The sequence below is a fragment of the Micrococcus sp. KBS0714 genome (assembly GCF_002008305.4).
Taxonomy (GTDB): domain Bacteria; phylum Actinomycetota; class Actinomycetes; order Actinomycetales; family Micrococcaceae; genus Micrococcus; species Micrococcus luteus.
This window is the reverse complement of sequence record NZ_CP042169.1, coordinates 2449966-2463899: the sequence shown is the minus strand read 5'-3', so window position 1 is coordinate 2463899 and position 13934 is coordinate 2449966. Positions and strand designations below refer to the sequence as shown.

The window sequence follows — 13934 nt, the reverse complement described above, 5'->3', positions numbered from 1 at the left end:
CCTCCCGTTCCGCCGCTGGGCCTACGCTGTGGCCATGACGAGTATCCCCGCTGCCGCCGTACCCCCTGCCCTCCAGCGCTCATTCGATGCGTGGGCTGCCGCCGGCAGGCCCGCCGACGAGCCCACGCGTTGGTCCTTCGATCACTGGACGGCCCACGTGCCCGACCTGCCCGCCTGCCTCGAGCGCGAGCCGCTGACCCGCGCCGTCGTCACCGGTTACGCCGCGAAGGTGACCGCCGAGGACCGCGCCGTGCAGCGGGACGCCTTCATCGCCGCGATGGTGTGGGGATACGGACGGGTCGGCTACGGCCCCTCCCGGGTGGAGCGCATCATGGCGCAGCCCGGGTTTGAGGAGCAGCTCGCCGACGTCACCCGCATCACCCTCGAGCAGGGCGGGCCCGCGGCCTTCGAGCACATCCGGCAGCAGCGCAAGAGCGGGGTCGGCTGCCTCAAGCACCTCGGCGCGGCCTTCGGCACCAAGTACCTCTACTTCCTCACCAAGGCCCACCGGGAGTCCGACATCGCCCCCGTCCTCGACTCCGTGGTGCGCGCTTGGTTCGCCGAGCATGCGAAGGACGTCGACGTCCGGATCGGCGGCGGTTGGACCTACCCCCGCAAGTACGCCACGTACGTGGAGACCATGCAGGCGTGGGGTGAGGAACTCAAGATCCCGGCCGACGACGTCGAGCGGCTCATCTTCCTCCAGCAGCAGGACGCCACCCAGGAGCCCTGGCGGGAGAGCTGGAGTTCCGCCGCCGCGGACCCGGAGGCCGGCGAGCTGCTCGAGGCCCTCCGCCTCGCGCTGGCCGACCTGGGCGCCGGGGACGACGCCGAGCCCCACCTGCAGGCTCTGGAGGACGTCATCGCCGACGCGGAGGACCGGGCGCCCGACGAGGCGTGAAGCCCCGCCCGCCTGTGCGCGGTTGGCGTCGAGATGAACGTGTCCGCTGAGCAGCTGATCGGCGACGAGTCCGGCGTGCACCGCGGCCTGTACCGGCGCGTCGTGGACCACGTCCCGTGGCTACGCGGCTTCGTCTGCGACGACCTCCACAATTTCGGCCCAGAGGACCGGTGGATCTTGGCGCGGTGAGGGCTCAGCGATCCATCGCAAGGGCGCCTACCGTGTCCAGGGCCCTCCGTAGGCTCGAGGCGCAGCCGGGGTAGATGTCCCGGACGAAGAGAGGACATTGGCATGACCACCAAGGTGGGGTTCATCGCGGCCGCTTCCCATGCTCTGCAGAACGGTCCCCAGCTGTTCGCACGCGTCGAGGACGGCGGTGTGGTCATCGGTGGGCGTAGCGGCGAGGTCGTGCCGGATTCGACCGGGCTATACGCGGTTGTCGCGCAGGATCCTGACGCGGCGCGAGCCGAGCTGCGATTGGACACGTCTGTCAGTCGAAGCGATGTGCTTTACATCGGCAAGGCCGAGGGCAGCCTGCGGGCCCGCCTGGAACGCAAGCATTTCGCGGACGGCGGCACCGCGCACTCCACTCTGCGCCGCACCCTGGCCGCACTCCTGGTGGATCGGCTGGACCTGGAGCCGGTCGCCGTCGCCTCCGCGGGTCGATTCACCCTCACCCCGGAGAGCGGCGAGCAGCTGACCACCTGGATGCGGCGTCACCTCGCCGTCCGCGTGTGGCAGGCACCCGCCGGGTTCGCGGAAGTGACACCGCTCGGAGACATTGAGAAGCCTGTGATCGACACGCACACCCCGCCGTTGAACCTCACCTACGGCGGCACCAGCCCCGAAGCACAGCTGCTCCGCCAGCGCATCCGGAAGGCCCGCACGGCCATGGCGGAGCAGGCGAAGCGTGGTGTGGACGTGGTGGGGGCCGATTCGTCGGCGCGCGCGACCGTCGGCGACTTGTTCCGCCGCCGCCCCCGCCAGTACGGGCTGCGGGGAAGCGTCGGTCTCTGGGAGGAGCTCGCTGAACGGCTCGACGACACCCCCATGCCCACCAGTGAGTATGAACTCGGCCGGCTCCTGCGCGATGCGCTCGATCGCTCCCTCGAGGGGGCCGAGCCTTACGACGAGGACAAGGTCAATGTGGAGCGGTTCAACCGCGGAGGCATGAGTCAGGGCCTCGTCCATCTGCCCTGGTGGGAGGACCAGGCCATCCCCCTCCTCCTCGACCGCTGGGGAGCCTGGGCGGACACCCGGGGTCTCATCGGCCCGGAGGACTACATCGGGAGCTGGTGACCCGACAGTGTGTGGTGCCTGCCGCCGTCCTCGATGGCCTCCTTCGCCACCGGCCGGGTGACGTGGGGCGCACAGGGAAGGGCCACGCGTTGCCGGTGAGCAGCGCAATGAGCTCCGCGCGGTCCGCGCCGGCGGGGTCGAGACGGGTGATGGCGACGGTCATGGGGCGAGGGTGGGCGCCGGCATCATGGGCGCCTCCCCACCCGGACCCCTTCCGAGTCCGACACAATGCATACATCCATGCATGCATCCGATTACTCTGGCCCGCATGACTCCACTCTCCGACCCCTTATGGGGCAGTCGTGCCACGGCTGCCGGCCGCCTGGCCCACGACGTCGCCTGGCGCATCGTCCGCGGTGAGATCGCCGCGGGGGAGATGCTCACCGAGGTCCAGCTCTCCACGGAGGCCGGCATCTCCCGGACGCCGGCCCGGGAGGCCCTCCTCCAGCTCGAGCGCTGGGGCCTGGTGCGGCTCCTCCCCAAGAAGGGCGCGGCCGTGCAGGCCCTCACGCCGCAGAGCGTGGCCGACCTCACGGCCCTGCGCGGCCTCCTCGAGTCCACCGCCCTCGCCACGGTCGCCGCGCGGCCCGACGCCGTCGGGCCCCTCGTCGCCACGCTCACCGCCAACCTGGAGCAGCAGCGCGCCGCCCTGGACGCCGGCGACCTCGCTGCCTTCTCCGCGCTGGACGTGCGCTTCCACCGGGACGTGATCGCCACGTGCGGCAACGCCGCCTTCGACGAGGTCGTGCGCACCTTCGCCCCCCGCCTGGCACGCCTGATCCACGCCGCCACCGGCGGATCCGTCGACGCCGCCCGCCGCCTCCTCGATGGGCACGCCGAGATCTGCGCCCAGCTGGCCGCCGGGCGCGCCGCAGACGCCCAGCGCGCCCTGCAGGCGCACCTCGACGCCGCGGGGAGCGGCGTCGTCCCCGGCCTGCCGCCCGTGGGCCCGTCCGAGGCAGGTGAACCCCGATGATCGAGGGCCTGCTGATCCTGCTGCTCTGCCAGCTGGCGGGCACGCTCGTGGCCGACACGCTGCACCTGCCGATCCCCGGGGCCGTGCTGGGCATGCTCCTGCTGCTCGGCCTGCTCGCGTGGCGCCGGCCGGCCGAGGACGCGCCGGTGATGACGGCGAGCCATCACCTGCTCCAGCACCTGCCGCTGCTGTTCGTCCCGGCGGGCGTCGGCGTCGTCGCGGTGCTGGGCCTCATCGAGGAACACCGGGCGCTGATGCTGGTCGGCTTCGTGGTGCCCTGGCTGCTGGGGCTGGTGGTCACCGCCGGCGTCGCCGCCCCGCTCGCCCGCCGCCTCACGGACAAGGAGGACGCACAGTGAACGCCGCCGAACTGACCGACTCCCTCGCCGAGGCCTGGGACGCGCTCCTGCACACACCGCTGTTCGGCATCGCGCTGACCCTCGCCGTTGCTGTGCTCTCCCGCCGCCTGTGGCTCGCCGCCCGGCAGACCGCCCTGCTCACGCCCGTGCTCGTGACGATCGTGCTGGTGGCCGCGTTCCTGGCCCTGACCGGCATCGACTACGAGACCTACATGAACGGCGGCAGCTACCTCACCTTCCTGCTGGGCCCCGCCACCGTGGCCCTCGCCGTCCCCCTGTACCGGGCCGGCCCTGACATCCGGAAGCTGCTGCTGCCGGTCGCCGTCGGGGTCACCGTCGGCTCGCTGACCGCCATGGTGAGCGCCGTGCTGATCGTGCGGGCAATGGGCGGGGACGCCGCGCTGGCCGCCACGTTCGCCCCCAAGTCCGCGACGACGCCGATCGCCATGGCGGTGGCCGACGCCGGCGGCGGGATCGTCTCCCTCGCCGCCGTGCTCCCCGTGCTCACCGGCGTGCTCGGCGCCGTGCTGGCCCCCTGGGTGCTCGACCGGCTGCGCGTGCGCGACCCCCGCGTGCGCGGCCTGGCCATCGGCGTGAGCTCCCACGGCATCGGCACCGCCCGCGCCCTCGCCGAAGGCCCGAAGACCGGTGCGTTCTCCGCCCTCGCCATGGCCTGCTCCGGTGTGCTCACCGCCCTGCTGGCCCCGCTGGTGCTGGCGATGACGGGGTGAGGGGCCGGGCGGCCGCCCCCGGCCGGGCAGCCGCCTCGACCCGCTCCAGCCGCGGCGGCGTCCTTACCGTGTCCGCCCCGCCTGCCACCCTGGTCCTCTTCCTTCCCCGCGGGCCGCCCGCCGGCCCGCACAGGCGCGGTGACGCGGCCCGGTCCTGCGAACGAGAGGACCTCACCCATGATGGGCCCGTCCCACGCGGCCACCGGCGCCGCGGCCTGGCTGGCGCTCACGCACTGGCAGTCGCCGATCGCCGTGCTGCACCTGCCCGCCGAACTCCAGCTGCTCGGCGCCGTGACCACCGCCGGCGCGGCCATGATCAGCGACTGGGACCACCCTCGCGCCACCGTCGTCCACGCCCTGCCGCCCCTGACCGAGTGGCTGAGTCGCGGCATCCGCCACGTGGCCGGCGGGCATCGGCGCGGCACACACTCGTTGGTGGGGGTCGCGGCGTTCACCGCCATCGCGACGGCGGCCGCCTCCATCCAGGTGCCGATCGCGGGGCACGTCTACACGCCGGGTCAGGGGGTCATCGCCGCGTTCCTGGCGGCCGTGGCCGCCAAGGCCCTCCGACTGCTCCCGAACCGGGGATGGAGGGCCGCGTGGGCACTCGGCATCCTGGTCGCGGTGTCGGCGACCGTCCTCAGCGACGGGCTGTGGTGGATCCCCGCCTCCGTGGCCGTCGGCGTGAGCGTGCACATCCTCGGCGACGCCCTCACCAACAACGGGGTGGCCCTGCTCTGGCCGCTCAGCCCGGAGCCTCCCGCGCGCCTGTGGTGGTGGCAGTCCTCCGGACGGTTCCGGCTCCCCCTTCTCGGCCGGACCGGGTCCTGGCGGGAGTGGGCGCTCGTCTCGGTGGTCACCGCGTTCACCGTGGTGCGGGCCGTGCGGCTCGTCCCGCTCGCCGCTCGGGGGGTGGCGGCACTGTTCTGAGCGGCGGCACCCGGCCACGGCCTCGAGCAGCTCGTCCGACCCGGGGTCGCAGGCGTCGCATCCGCAGTCCGGCAGCAGCGCGTGCACCTGCCCCGGGGCGCCGACCGCCACCCGGCACGACGACGGCGCCCGCCTCCGCGAGCACCTCGGCCCACACGCGGGCCCGGGCGCCCGCGATCCGATACCGCTGCGGGTCGGTCACCCGGGAGTACTCCTCCTCCCGAGGCGGGGCGCCGTCCGGGTGCGGGGCAGGCCAGGCGGGCAGGTCGAGGGCGGCGTACCGCCGGGCCACCTCCGCCCGCAGACGCGGCAGGGTCGTCATGGGAGGCTCACCCGTGTGTCCGGCCCGGGCGGTCACCCCGCTCACTCCGCCGGCGTCAGTTCCCGCTTGAGGATCTTGCCGGTGGCGGTCTTGGGCAGCCCGTCCCGCACGGTCACGGTGCGCGGGTACTTGTAGGGCGCCACCTGGGACTTCACGTGCTGGATCAGCTCCTCCTCCGTGGCGTGCGCACCGGGGGCGAGCACCACGTGCGCGGCGACCTCCTGGCCGAGCTCCGGGTGGGGCACCCCCACCACGGCGGCCTCCGCGACGGCCGGGTGCTCGTAGAGCACCTCCTCGATCTCGCGCGGGTACACGTTGAGCCCGCCGCGCAGGATCATGTCCTTCGTGCGGTCCACGATGTAGTAGTTGCCCGCGGCATCGCGCCGGGCGAGGTCGCCGGAGCGGAACCAGCCGTCCTCGGTGATGGCCTGGGCGGTGGCCTCCGGCTTGCCCCAGTAGCCCTTCATCACGTTCTCCCCGCGGATCCACACCTCGCCCAGGGTCTCCTCATCGCCCTCGGGCACCACGGCCCCGTCCGGCGTCACCAGCTGCATCTCGCACCCTCGGACGGCGCGTCCGATCGAGCCCGGATGGTGCTCCTCGCCCGGGTGGTTGAAGCACGCGACCGGGGAGGTCTCGGACAGGCCGTAGCCCTCCAGGATCTCGCAGTCGAAGGTGGCCTCGAAGCGGCGCAGCAGCTCCACGGGCATGGCGGATCCGCCGGAGACGCCCAGGCGCAGGCTGGCCAGGTCCTCCGGATGGTCCTTGGCCGCGGCTAGCACGGCCCCGTACATGGTGGGCACGCCGATGAACACGTCCACCGCGTGCTCGCGGACGGTCTGCGCGGCCACGGCGGGATCGAAGCGGGGGATCAACGCCAGGCTGGCGCCTATGGTCACGGGCGCCATGAGCGCGCACGTGAGGCCGAACACGTGGAACAGCGGCAGGCAGCCGAGCACGGTCTCCCCGTGCTGGAGCTGGATCAACGTCTCCGCCACGGTGTCCGCGTTGGTGCCCATGTTCCGGTGGGTCAGCTGGGCGCCCTTGGGGCGGCCGGTGGTGCCGGAGGTGTAGAGGATGACGGCGTCGTCCTCGAGGTCCCGCTCGACGGTCTCGGTCACCGGGCCGGGGCTCTCCGCGAGGTGCGGGGCGAGGCCGTCCTCGCCGAGGGTGCGCAGCGGCACACCGCGCTCGCGGGCGCCCTCCACGGCTTCCTCGGACGGCACGGACCACAGCATCGACGCGCCCGAGTCCTCCAGGTAGCACTCGATCTCGCGGCGCTTGAACAGCGGGTTCATCGGGACGACGACGGCGCCCAGCTGCAGGGCCGCGAAGAACACCACCGGGAACGCCGGGATGTTCGGCACCATGAGCGCCACGCGGTCCCCGGGGCCGATGCCCTCCTGCCGCATGAGCCCGGCCAGGCGCTGGGACTGGTCCTGGAGCTCCGCATACGTCATGCGGTTCTCGCCGAGGATCAGGGCGGTGGAGTGCGGATGCTCGGCGGCGGTGCGCTCGAGGCGGGCGGACAGGGTGAGGGTCACGACGGGCCTCCGGGGGGAGTCGGATGTGATGGGAACCACAGTGTAACGCCCGGCGGTGCTCGTTCGCTGTGAGCCGAGCGGGGTGTGTCGGCCGACCTCACGCCAGCGACATCACCGCGGTTCTGCCCGGCGGTGATGTCGCTGGCGCGCGGTCATCCACCGGCCCCGCCCGCGTCGCCGATGTGTCGTCTCCACGGCTCAGGGGCGCAAGACTGGTCCCCGCACACCGCCCGGACCGCCGGGCCAGACCGGAGGACAGACCATGACCGCACAGACCCCCGCCACCCCTGCCATCCCCGAGACGATGAAGGCGGTCGTCATGCGTGCGCCGGGCGACGTCGTCGTGGAGGAGGTGGACACCCCGCGCGTCGCTCAGCCCACGGACGTGGTCCTGAAGCTGGCCGCCGCGTGCGTGTGCGGCTCGGACCTGTGGCCCTACCGCGGCCACAACGACGTCGACCACCGGCGCATGGGCCACGAGTACGTCGGCACGATCGTGGAGAAGGGCGAGGACGTCGCCACCCTCGAGGTCGGCGACTTCGTGATCGGCTCGTTCATGCTCTCGGACAACACGTGCGAGATCTGCCAGGCCGGCTACCAGTCCCGCTGCGTCAACGCCGGCGAGTACACGGGCAGCCAGGCGCAGTACATGCGCGTCGAGCTCGCGGACGGCTCCCTCGTGAAGGTGCCCGGGGGCGAGCCCTCGGACCCGGACCGCCTGGCCGACTACCTCGCCGCCTCGGATGTGCTCGGCACCGGCTGGTACGCCGCCGTCGCCGCGCAGGCCGGCCCCGGCAAGACCATCGCCGTGGTCGGCGACGGCGCCGTCGGCCTGTGCGCCGTCCTGGGCGCCAAGACCCTCGGCGCGGAGCAGGTCATCGTGTTCTCCCGCCATGAGGATCGGGCCGCGCTCGCCCGGGAGTTCGGTGCCGACGTCGTGATCGCCGAGCGTGGCGAGGAGGGTGCCGCCCAGGTGCGCGAGCTCACCGGCGGCTACGGCGCGCACGGGGTGTGCGAGGCCGTCGGCACGCAGGGCTCCATGGACCAAGCTCTGGCCTCGGTGCGCCCCGGCGGGTACGTCGGGTTCGTGGGCGTCTCCCACGACCAGACCCTCGACGGCTCCGACCTCTTCGGCCGGCAGATCCACCTCGAGGGCGGCCCCGCCCCCGTCCGCCGTTTCCTGCCCGAGCTGATCGAGCGCATCCAGTCCGGCGAGATCCAGCCCGGCCGCGTGTTCACCGCGCGCAGGCCGATCGACGACGCCGCCGAGGCCTACCAGGCCATGGACGAGCGCCGCGAGATCAAGGTGCTGCTGGAGGTCTGAGGCCGTCGGTCTCGAGCAGGCTGGGCGACGCTTGACCCTCCCCTTGGGGGAACGCCCACGCTGGGAACACCGGAGGGAAAGGTCGCCCCATGAGCCCCCTGATGACCGTCGGCGAGTTCGCCCTCGCCACCGGACTGAGCGCGAAGGCGCTGCGCTTCTACGGCGTCCGGTCCGTCCCGGCCTCGGGAGCGCAGTGGGCTCGGTGTGGTCCGGCGGCTCGCGCTCGGTGCATACGTCGAAGTGGGAGTGCCGTCGCCGAAACCGTTGTCCAGGTGTGAGTGCGGATGAGTTCTTGTTGACATCTCCGTCCTTGACCCGACGGCCTGACATGCGGAGGCGAGTGCCGTCGTCGGGAAACCCCGATGCCGACGACCCTCCGCACCGGCTCCATGACCTTTTCCGCACCTCTGCGGCCCCGGCCCCTCGACCCGGCCTGACCTGGGGTCTACGCTGGCCGATCAGGCCTCGCACCCGAAGAGCGCGGCGTCTGCGTCCACGCCTGTCGAGTCCTCAGGGAGCACCACCGCATGATCCGCTTCGAGCATGTGGAGAAGACCTTCCCGGACGGCACCCGTGCCGTGGAGGACTTCTCCCTCGAGGTCCCCTCGCACACCACCACCGTGCTGCTGGGCTCCTCCGGCTGCGGCAAGACCACGCTCCTGCAGATGGTGAACCGGATGGTAGACCCCACCGGTGGCCGCGTGCTCATCGAGGGCCGTGACGTCGCCTCCCTGGACCCCGTGAAGCTGCGCCGCGGCATCGGCTACGTCATGCAGAACGCCGGCCTGCTGCCGCACCGCACCGTGCTGGACAACGTGCTCACCGTGCCGCGCCTGACCGGCCGGATCTCCCGCCAGGACCGGGACCACGCGCACGAGTTGCTCGAGCTCGTCGGCCTGCCCGCGGCCGTCGCCTCCCGCTACCCTTCCCAGCTCTCCGGCGGCCAGCGCCAGCGTGTGGGCGCGGCCCGCGCCCTCGCCCCGGACCCGGACGTCCTGCTCATGGACGAGCCGTTCTCCGCCGTGGACCCGGTGGTCCGCGCGGACCTGCAGGCCGAGATGCTGCGCATCCAGCGCGAGCTGTCCAAGACCGTCCTGTTCGTCACCCACGATGTGGACGAGGCCGTCCTCCTCGGAGACGAGGTCCTGGTCCTCCGCGAGGGCGCCCGCGTGGCCCAGCACGGCACCGGCGAGGACATCCTGCTGCGCCCCGCCGACGACTTCGTCCGCTCCTTCGTGGGCGGCGCCCGCCGCGAGCTCCACGTGGAGGACCGCACCGGCACCCCCATCGTGGTGGACGCCTCCGGCCGCGTCGCCGGGACGCTGGTGCAGCCGTGACCTGGATCAGCGCCAACCTGGACTTCATCCTGTCCCTGACCTGGCGGCACATCGCCATCGCCTCCCCGGTGGTCCTGCTCAGCCTCCTGATCTCCGTGCCCCTGGGCCGCCTGGCCAACGCCACCGGCTGGGGCCGGAGGCTGATCGTGGGCGGCTCCAGCCTGCTCTACGCCATCCCCTCGCTCGCCGTGTTCGTGATCCTCCCGGGCCTGGTGGGCACCAAGATCCTGGACCCGCTCAACGTGGTCATCGCCCTCACCCTCTACGGGGTGGCCCTGCTGACCCGCAGCGCCTCCGAGGCCTTCGACGCCGTGGACGACGAACTCCTCACCGCCGCCACCGCCCAGGGCCACAGCGCCTGGCAGCGGTTCTGGCGGGTGGAGCTGCCGCTGGCCGGCGAGTCCCTCCTGGCCGGCACCCGCGTGGTCAGCGCCTCCACCCTGTCCCTCGTCTCTGTCGGTGCGCTGATCGGCGTGCAGTCCCTCGGCACCCTCTTCACCGAGGGGTACGCCCGCAGCTTCGTCACCGAGATCGTCGTCGGCATCGTCGGCACGGTGATCCTCGCCGTCGTCTTCGACCTCGTCCTGGTGGCCCTCGCCGCTCTCCTCATGCCGTGGACGAGGCGCGCGAAGGTCCGGAAGGCGAGCGGCCGTCGTCGTTCCTCACAGGACACCACGACGACGGCACTCGCCACCGTGCCCGACCTCGCGGTGCAGGAGGGTCGCCGATGATCAGCTCCCTCTTCTCCTGGTTCGCCGACCCCGCCCACTGGGCGGGCCCGAACGGCGTGCCCGCCCGCGTGCTCGAGCATCTCGGCTACTCGGTGCTCGCCCTGGTGATCGCCGCGGCCATCGCGTTCCCGGTGGGTGTGTGGATCGGCCACACTGGACGGGGCCGGCGCGTGGTGGTGGCGCTGTCCTCCGCCCTGCGCGCCCTGCCGACCCTCGGCCTGCTGACCTTCCTCGCGATCGTCCTGGACATCAGGCTGCGGCAGGCGCTGATCCCCACCGTGATGGTGCTGGTGATCCTCGCGATCCCGCCCCTGCTGGCCGGCACCTACGCCGGACTGCAGGCCGTGCCCCGCGAGGTGGTCCACGCTGCCCGCGCCAACGGCCACTCCACCGGCCAGCTCATCGGCCAGGTGGAGCTGCCGATCGCCCTGCCCATGGCCGTCGGCGGACTGCGGTCCGCCACCCTGCAGGTGATCGCCACGACCTCCGTGGCCTCCTACCTCGGCCTCGGCGGGCTCGGCCGCTACCTCTTCGACGCGCTCGCCGTGCAGGACTACGTGACCATGCTCGCCGGCGCCGTGCTGATCGCCGTGCTCGCCCTGCTGTGCGACGGCCTCCTGCTGCTGGTGCAGCGCATCCTGACCCCCGCTGGGCTGAGGGCCCGCGGCTGACCCACGAAAGGACGGCTGCCATGGCTGCCACCGACCACACCCTGAATCCCCGGGCGGGAGCGAACCCGTCCGCCGCCCCGAACCGGCTGGTGCGGCGCCGCGCCGTGATCGGCCTGCTCACCGGCGCGCCCCTGCTGGCCGCCTGCGGCGGGGACCCGCTCTCCTCCGACGGCGGCGGGCAGGGCTCGGGAGGCTCCGGCTCCGGCGGGGACGGCGGCGGGACCGTCCGCGTGGGCTCGGCGAACTTCCCGGAGTCCGAGATCATCGGCGAGCTCTACGCCCAGGTCCTCGAGGCCAAGGGCCTCACCGTGGAGCGGAAGATGCAGATCGGCTCCCGCGAGGTCTACCTCGGTGCCCTCAAGGACGGGTCCATCGACCTGATCGGCGAGTACACCGGCAACCTCCTGGCCTTCTATGACAAGCAGGCGAAGGCGAAGACGTCCGAAGAGGTGTTCGCCGCCCTGCAGAAGGCCCTCCCGGACGACCTCGAGGTCCTGGCCGAGGCGAAGGCGGAGAACAAGGACGCCTGGTGCGCGGCCGGCGACTGGGCCAAGCAGCACGGTATCTCCTCCTACGCGGACCTGAAGGACTACGACGGCACCCTCCGCGTGGGCGGCCCGCCGGAGATGAGCCAGCGCGACTACGGCGCCGGCCTCGCCCGCGTGGAGTCCGTCTATGGCGTGCCCGCGGACAGGATGGAGTTCACCCCCATCAGCGACGGCGGCGGCCCGCTGACCGTCAAGGCCCTCAAGGACGGGGACGTGGACCTGGCGAACATCTTCTCCACCACCCCGGCCATCGAGGAGAACGGCTTCGTGATGCTCGAGGACCCCGAGGGCATGGTGACCCCGCAGAACATCGTCCCGCTCATGGCCAAGGACAGGGTCACGGACCAGATCCGCGAGGCCGTGGAGTCCGTGCAGAAGGTCCTCACCACCGAGGACCTCATGGCCATGAACGCCGAGAACTCGGGCGAGCAGAAGAAGCAGCCGCGAGAGGTCGCGGGGGAGTGGCTGAAGGAGAAGGGCCTGGTCTGAGGACTGCCCTCGACGCCGAATCAGAGGAAGTGGTCGCCTCACGCCTCGTGAGGCGACCACTTTCTCCTGGTTCGAGGGAGGCGGGGGTGCAGGGACGGCGCGGCGTGTCTGGCCGGCCGACCCTGCCGGTCCCGCGCAGACCCCCCGGGGGCTCAGGGGTGCCCGGGGTGGCCCGAATGTGATGGAGTGCACGGATCCTGTCCACGACCTGGGAAGTGACCATGGAGCAGTTCGTCACCGCCGCCAACTCGATCATGTGGAGCCTGCCCATGGTCGTCGGACTCCTCGCCCTGGGCCTGTACTTCACGATCCGCATGGCGGCTCCCCAGGTGCGGCTGCTCACGGACATGGTGGGTCAGCTGGCCAGGGGAGGATCGTCGTCGGCGGGGATCAGCTCGTTCCAGTCGTTCGCCATGGCCCTGGGCGGGCGCATCGGGGTCGGCAACATCGCGGGCGTCGCGGCCGCGATCTACCTGGGCGGCCCGGGCGCGCTGTTCTGGATGTGGGTGACGGCGATCCTCGGCGCCCCCGTGGCGCTCGTGGAGAGCTCGCTCGCACAGCTCTACAAGCACAAGGTCCGCGGGGAGTACCGCGGCGGGCCCGCGTACTACATCCTCGAGGGGCTCGGCCGGAACTGGCGGTGGCTGGCGGTCGCGTATGCCGCGGCCACCGTATTCGCCACGGTCTTCACCGGCCCGCAGATCCAGGCCAACGCCGTCACCGCCGCCACGACCGAGGCGTGGGGCTGGGACCCGCTGTGGGTGGGACTCGGGATGGCCGTGCTGTTCTGCGTGATCGTGTTCGGCGGCATGCACCGCCTGGGCCGCACGGTGGGCCTCGTGGTCCCGTTCATGGCCGGCGCGTACATCCTGGTGGGGCTGCTCGTCGTCGGGCTGATGTGGCAGCAGGTCCCTGCGATGTTCGGGCTGATCTTCTCCAGCGCGCTGGGCCTGGACTCGGTCTACGGCGGCATCCTCGGCGCCGCCGTCGCGTGGGGCGTGCGCCGTGCCGTGTACTCCACCGAGATCGGCACCGGTTCGGGGGCCCAGGCCTCGGCGGCCGCCCACGTCTCCCACCCCGTGAAGCAGGGCCTGGCCCAGGCGTTCTCCGCCTACGTGGACACCCTGTTCGTCTGCACCATGACCGGCCTGATGATCCTCGCCACGAACAGCTTCAACGTGCTGGGGCCGGACGGGGAGAGCCTCCTCGCCGAGCACGTGCCCGGCGTCGAGGAAGGCCCGGCGTGGGTCCAGATCGCCATCGACGAGGCACTGCCCGCCTTCGGCCCGTCCTTCGTGGCGATCGCCGTCTTCCTGTTCTCCTTCACCACTCTGCTCTCCTTCGCGTTCTACGCGGAGACGAACGTCGCCTACCTCATCCCGAACAAGACGGCGCAGCGCGCGGTCATCGCGATCGCCCGGCTGCTGCTGGCCGGCTCCATGGTGTTCGGGTCCGTGCAGACCTCCGCGTTCGTGTGGTCCCTCGCGGACTTCGGCGTGGGCCTCTACACGTGGGTGAACATCGTGGCGCTCATCCTGCTGAGCCCCGTGGCCATCCGGCTGTTCAAGGACTACGACCGCCAGCGCCGCGCCGGCCAGGACCCCGTCCTGGACCCGGCCGCCATCGGCGTCCGCAACGCCCGCCTGTGGGAGCAGATCCACGCGGCGTACCAGCAGACCGGCGACCTCGACCGCGCCATGGAGCACGTGGCCGACACCGCCCCGGACACCCGGGCCATCACCGTGGTCCCGCGCCGGGAGGGCTGAGGACCG

The 13934-nt window shown here is 72.2% G+C and carries 15 protein-coding genes; 13 read left to right on the top strand and 2 right to left on the bottom strand.

Annotation, left to right across the window (positions count from 1 at the left end; translation table 11 throughout):
* Positions 1–34: 34 nt before the first annotated feature.
* From B1A86_RS11260 to B1A86_RS11230, 7 genes are all read left to right on the top strand, one after another.
* Complete coding sequence (locus B1A86_RS11260) at positions 35–901, top strand: hypothetical protein (RefSeq protein ID WP_129866855.1); 867 nt, start codon at positions 35–37, stop codon at positions 899–901.
* 33 nt (positions 902–934) lie between these two features.
* The gene (locus tag B1A86_RS11590; RefSeq protein ID WP_155643142.1) at positions 935–1090 is read left to right on the top strand and encodes a hypothetical protein; all 156 of its coding nucleotides are present in this window, start codon (positions 935–937) and stop codon (positions 1088–1090) included.
* 102 nt (positions 1091–1192) lie between these two features.
* A complete protein-coding gene (locus tag B1A86_RS11255) occupies positions 1193–2200 on the top strand; it encodes a GIY-YIG nuclease family protein (RefSeq protein WP_078025311.1) in 1008 nt (335 codons plus the stop codon).
* A 268-nt stretch (positions 2201–2468) separates the two neighbouring features.
* Positions 2469–3176, top strand: a complete 708-nt coding sequence (locus B1A86_RS11245; RefSeq protein ID WP_041104849.1) for a GntR family transcriptional regulator — start codon at positions 2469–2471, stop codon at positions 3174–3176.
* Positions 3173–3535, top strand: a complete 363-nt coding sequence (locus B1A86_RS11240; RefSeq protein WP_036315546.1) for a CidA/LrgA family protein — start codon at positions 3173–3175, stop codon at positions 3533–3535. Before B1A86_RS11245 ends, B1A86_RS11240 begins: the two co-directional genes overlap by 4 nt.
* Positions 3532–4266, top strand: a complete 735-nt coding sequence (locus B1A86_RS11235; RefSeq protein WP_078025312.1) for an LrgB family protein — start codon at positions 3532–3534, stop codon at positions 4264–4266. The genes B1A86_RS11240 and B1A86_RS11235 overlap by 4 nt, the downstream gene beginning before the upstream one ends.
* 177 nt (positions 4267–4443) lie before the next feature.
* Positions 4444–5196 carry a metal-dependent hydrolase gene (locus B1A86_RS11230; protein ID WP_078025313.1) on the top strand — a complete coding sequence of 251 codons (753 nt, stop codon included), beginning with the start codon at positions 4444–4446 and terminating at the stop codon, positions 5194–5196.
* On the opposite strand, the gene B1A86_RS11940 is transcribed toward B1A86_RS11230, so the two are convergent.
* Positions 5132–5518, bottom strand: coding sequence for a DUF6226 family protein (locus B1A86_RS11940; RefSeq protein ID WP_371705209.1), 387 nt, complete (start codon positions 5516–5518; stop codon positions 5132–5134). The two genes, B1A86_RS11230 and B1A86_RS11940, sit on opposite strands and share 65 nt — an antisense overlap.
* A gap of 41 nt (positions 5519–5559) precedes the next feature.
* Positions 5560–7062 (bottom strand): long-chain fatty acid--CoA ligase, encoded by a 1503-nt coding sequence (locus B1A86_RS11225; RefSeq protein ID WP_078025314.1) that lies wholly within the window; start codon positions 7060–7062, stop codon positions 5560–5562.
* A gap of 262 nt (positions 7063–7324) precedes the next feature.
* On the opposite strand from B1A86_RS11225, the gene B1A86_RS11220 reads away from it, so the two are divergent.
* The 6 genes from B1A86_RS11220 to B1A86_RS11190 all read left to right on the top strand — a co-directional run bounded on the left by B1A86_RS11220 (position 7325) and on the right by B1A86_RS11190 (position 13928).
* Positions 7325–8386 (top strand): zinc-binding dehydrogenase, encoded by a 1062-nt coding sequence (locus tag B1A86_RS11220; protein WP_138976833.1) that lies wholly within the window; start codon positions 7325–7327, stop codon positions 8384–8386.
* Positions 8387–8913: 527 nt separating this feature from the next.
* Positions 8914–9723, top strand: coding sequence for an ABC transporter ATP-binding protein (locus B1A86_RS11210; RefSeq protein WP_036337811.1), 810 nt, complete (start codon positions 8914–8916; stop codon positions 9721–9723).
* Positions 9720–10454 (top strand): ABC transporter permease, encoded by a 735-nt coding sequence (locus tag B1A86_RS11205; RefSeq protein ID WP_078025316.1) that lies wholly within the window; start codon positions 9720–9722, stop codon positions 10452–10454. The genes B1A86_RS11210 and B1A86_RS11205 overlap by 4 nt, the downstream gene beginning before the upstream one ends.
* Positions 10451–11125 carry an ABC transporter permease gene (locus B1A86_RS11200; protein ID WP_036337807.1) on the top strand — a complete coding sequence of 225 codons (675 nt, stop codon included), beginning with the start codon at positions 10451–10453 and terminating at the stop codon, positions 11123–11125. The genes B1A86_RS11205 and B1A86_RS11200 overlap by 4 nt, the downstream gene beginning before the upstream one ends.
* Before the next feature lie 20 nt (positions 11126–11145).
* Positions 11146–12162: an ABC transporter substrate-binding protein gene (locus B1A86_RS11195; protein ID WP_078025317.1), complete on the top strand. Its 1017-nt coding sequence runs from the start codon at positions 11146–11148 to the stop codon at positions 12160–12162.
* A 221-nt stretch (positions 12163–12383) separates the two neighbouring features.
* Entirely contained in the window at positions 12384–13928 is a 1545-nt protein-coding gene (locus tag B1A86_RS11190; RefSeq protein WP_078025325.1) for a sodium:alanine symporter family protein, read from the top strand.
* The last annotated feature ends 6 nt before the right edge of the window (positions 13929–13934 follow it).

Coding starts and splice junctions, on each gene's coding strand:
- B1A86_RS11240 (WP_036315546.1), top strand. CDS start 3,173: ATGATCGAGGGCCTGCTGATCCTGCTGCTCTGCCAGCTGGCGGGCACG.
- B1A86_RS11200 (WP_036337807.1), top strand. CDS start 10,451: ATGATCAGCTCCCTCTTCTCCTGGTTCGCCGACCCCGCCCACTGGGCG.
- B1A86_RS11940 (WP_371705209.1), bottom strand. CDS start 5,518: ATGACGACCCTGCCGCGTCTGCGGGCGGAGGTGGCCCGGCGGTACGCC.
- B1A86_RS11260 (WP_129866855.1), top strand. CDS start 35: ATGACGAGTATCCCCGCTGCCGCCGTACCCCCTGCCCTCCAGCGCTCA.
- B1A86_RS11590 (WP_155643142.1), top strand. CDS start 935: ATGAACGTGTCCGCTGAGCAGCTGATCGGCGACGAGTCCGGCGTGCAC.
- B1A86_RS11190 (WP_078025325.1), top strand. CDS start 12,384: ATGGAGCAGTTCGTCACCGCCGCCAACTCGATCATGTGGAGCCTGCCC.
- B1A86_RS11195 (WP_078025317.1), top strand. CDS start 11,146: ATGGCTGCCACCGACCACACCCTGAATCCCCGGGCGGGAGCGAACCCG.
- B1A86_RS11255 (WP_078025311.1), top strand. CDS start 1,193: ATGACCACCAAGGTGGGGTTCATCGCGGCCGCTTCCCATGCTCTGCAG.
- B1A86_RS11245 (WP_041104849.1), top strand. CDS start 2,469: ATGACTCCACTCTCCGACCCCTTATGGGGCAGTCGTGCCACGGCTGCC.
- B1A86_RS11210 (WP_036337811.1), top strand. CDS start 8,914: ATGATCCGCTTCGAGCATGTGGAGAAGACCTTCCCGGACGGCACCCGT.
- B1A86_RS11230 (WP_078025313.1), top strand. CDS start 4,444: ATGATGGGCCCGTCCCACGCGGCCACCGGCGCCGCGGCCTGGCTGGCG.
- B1A86_RS11220 (WP_138976833.1), top strand. CDS start 7,325: ATGACCGCACAGACCCCCGCCACCCCTGCCATCCCCGAGACGATGAAG.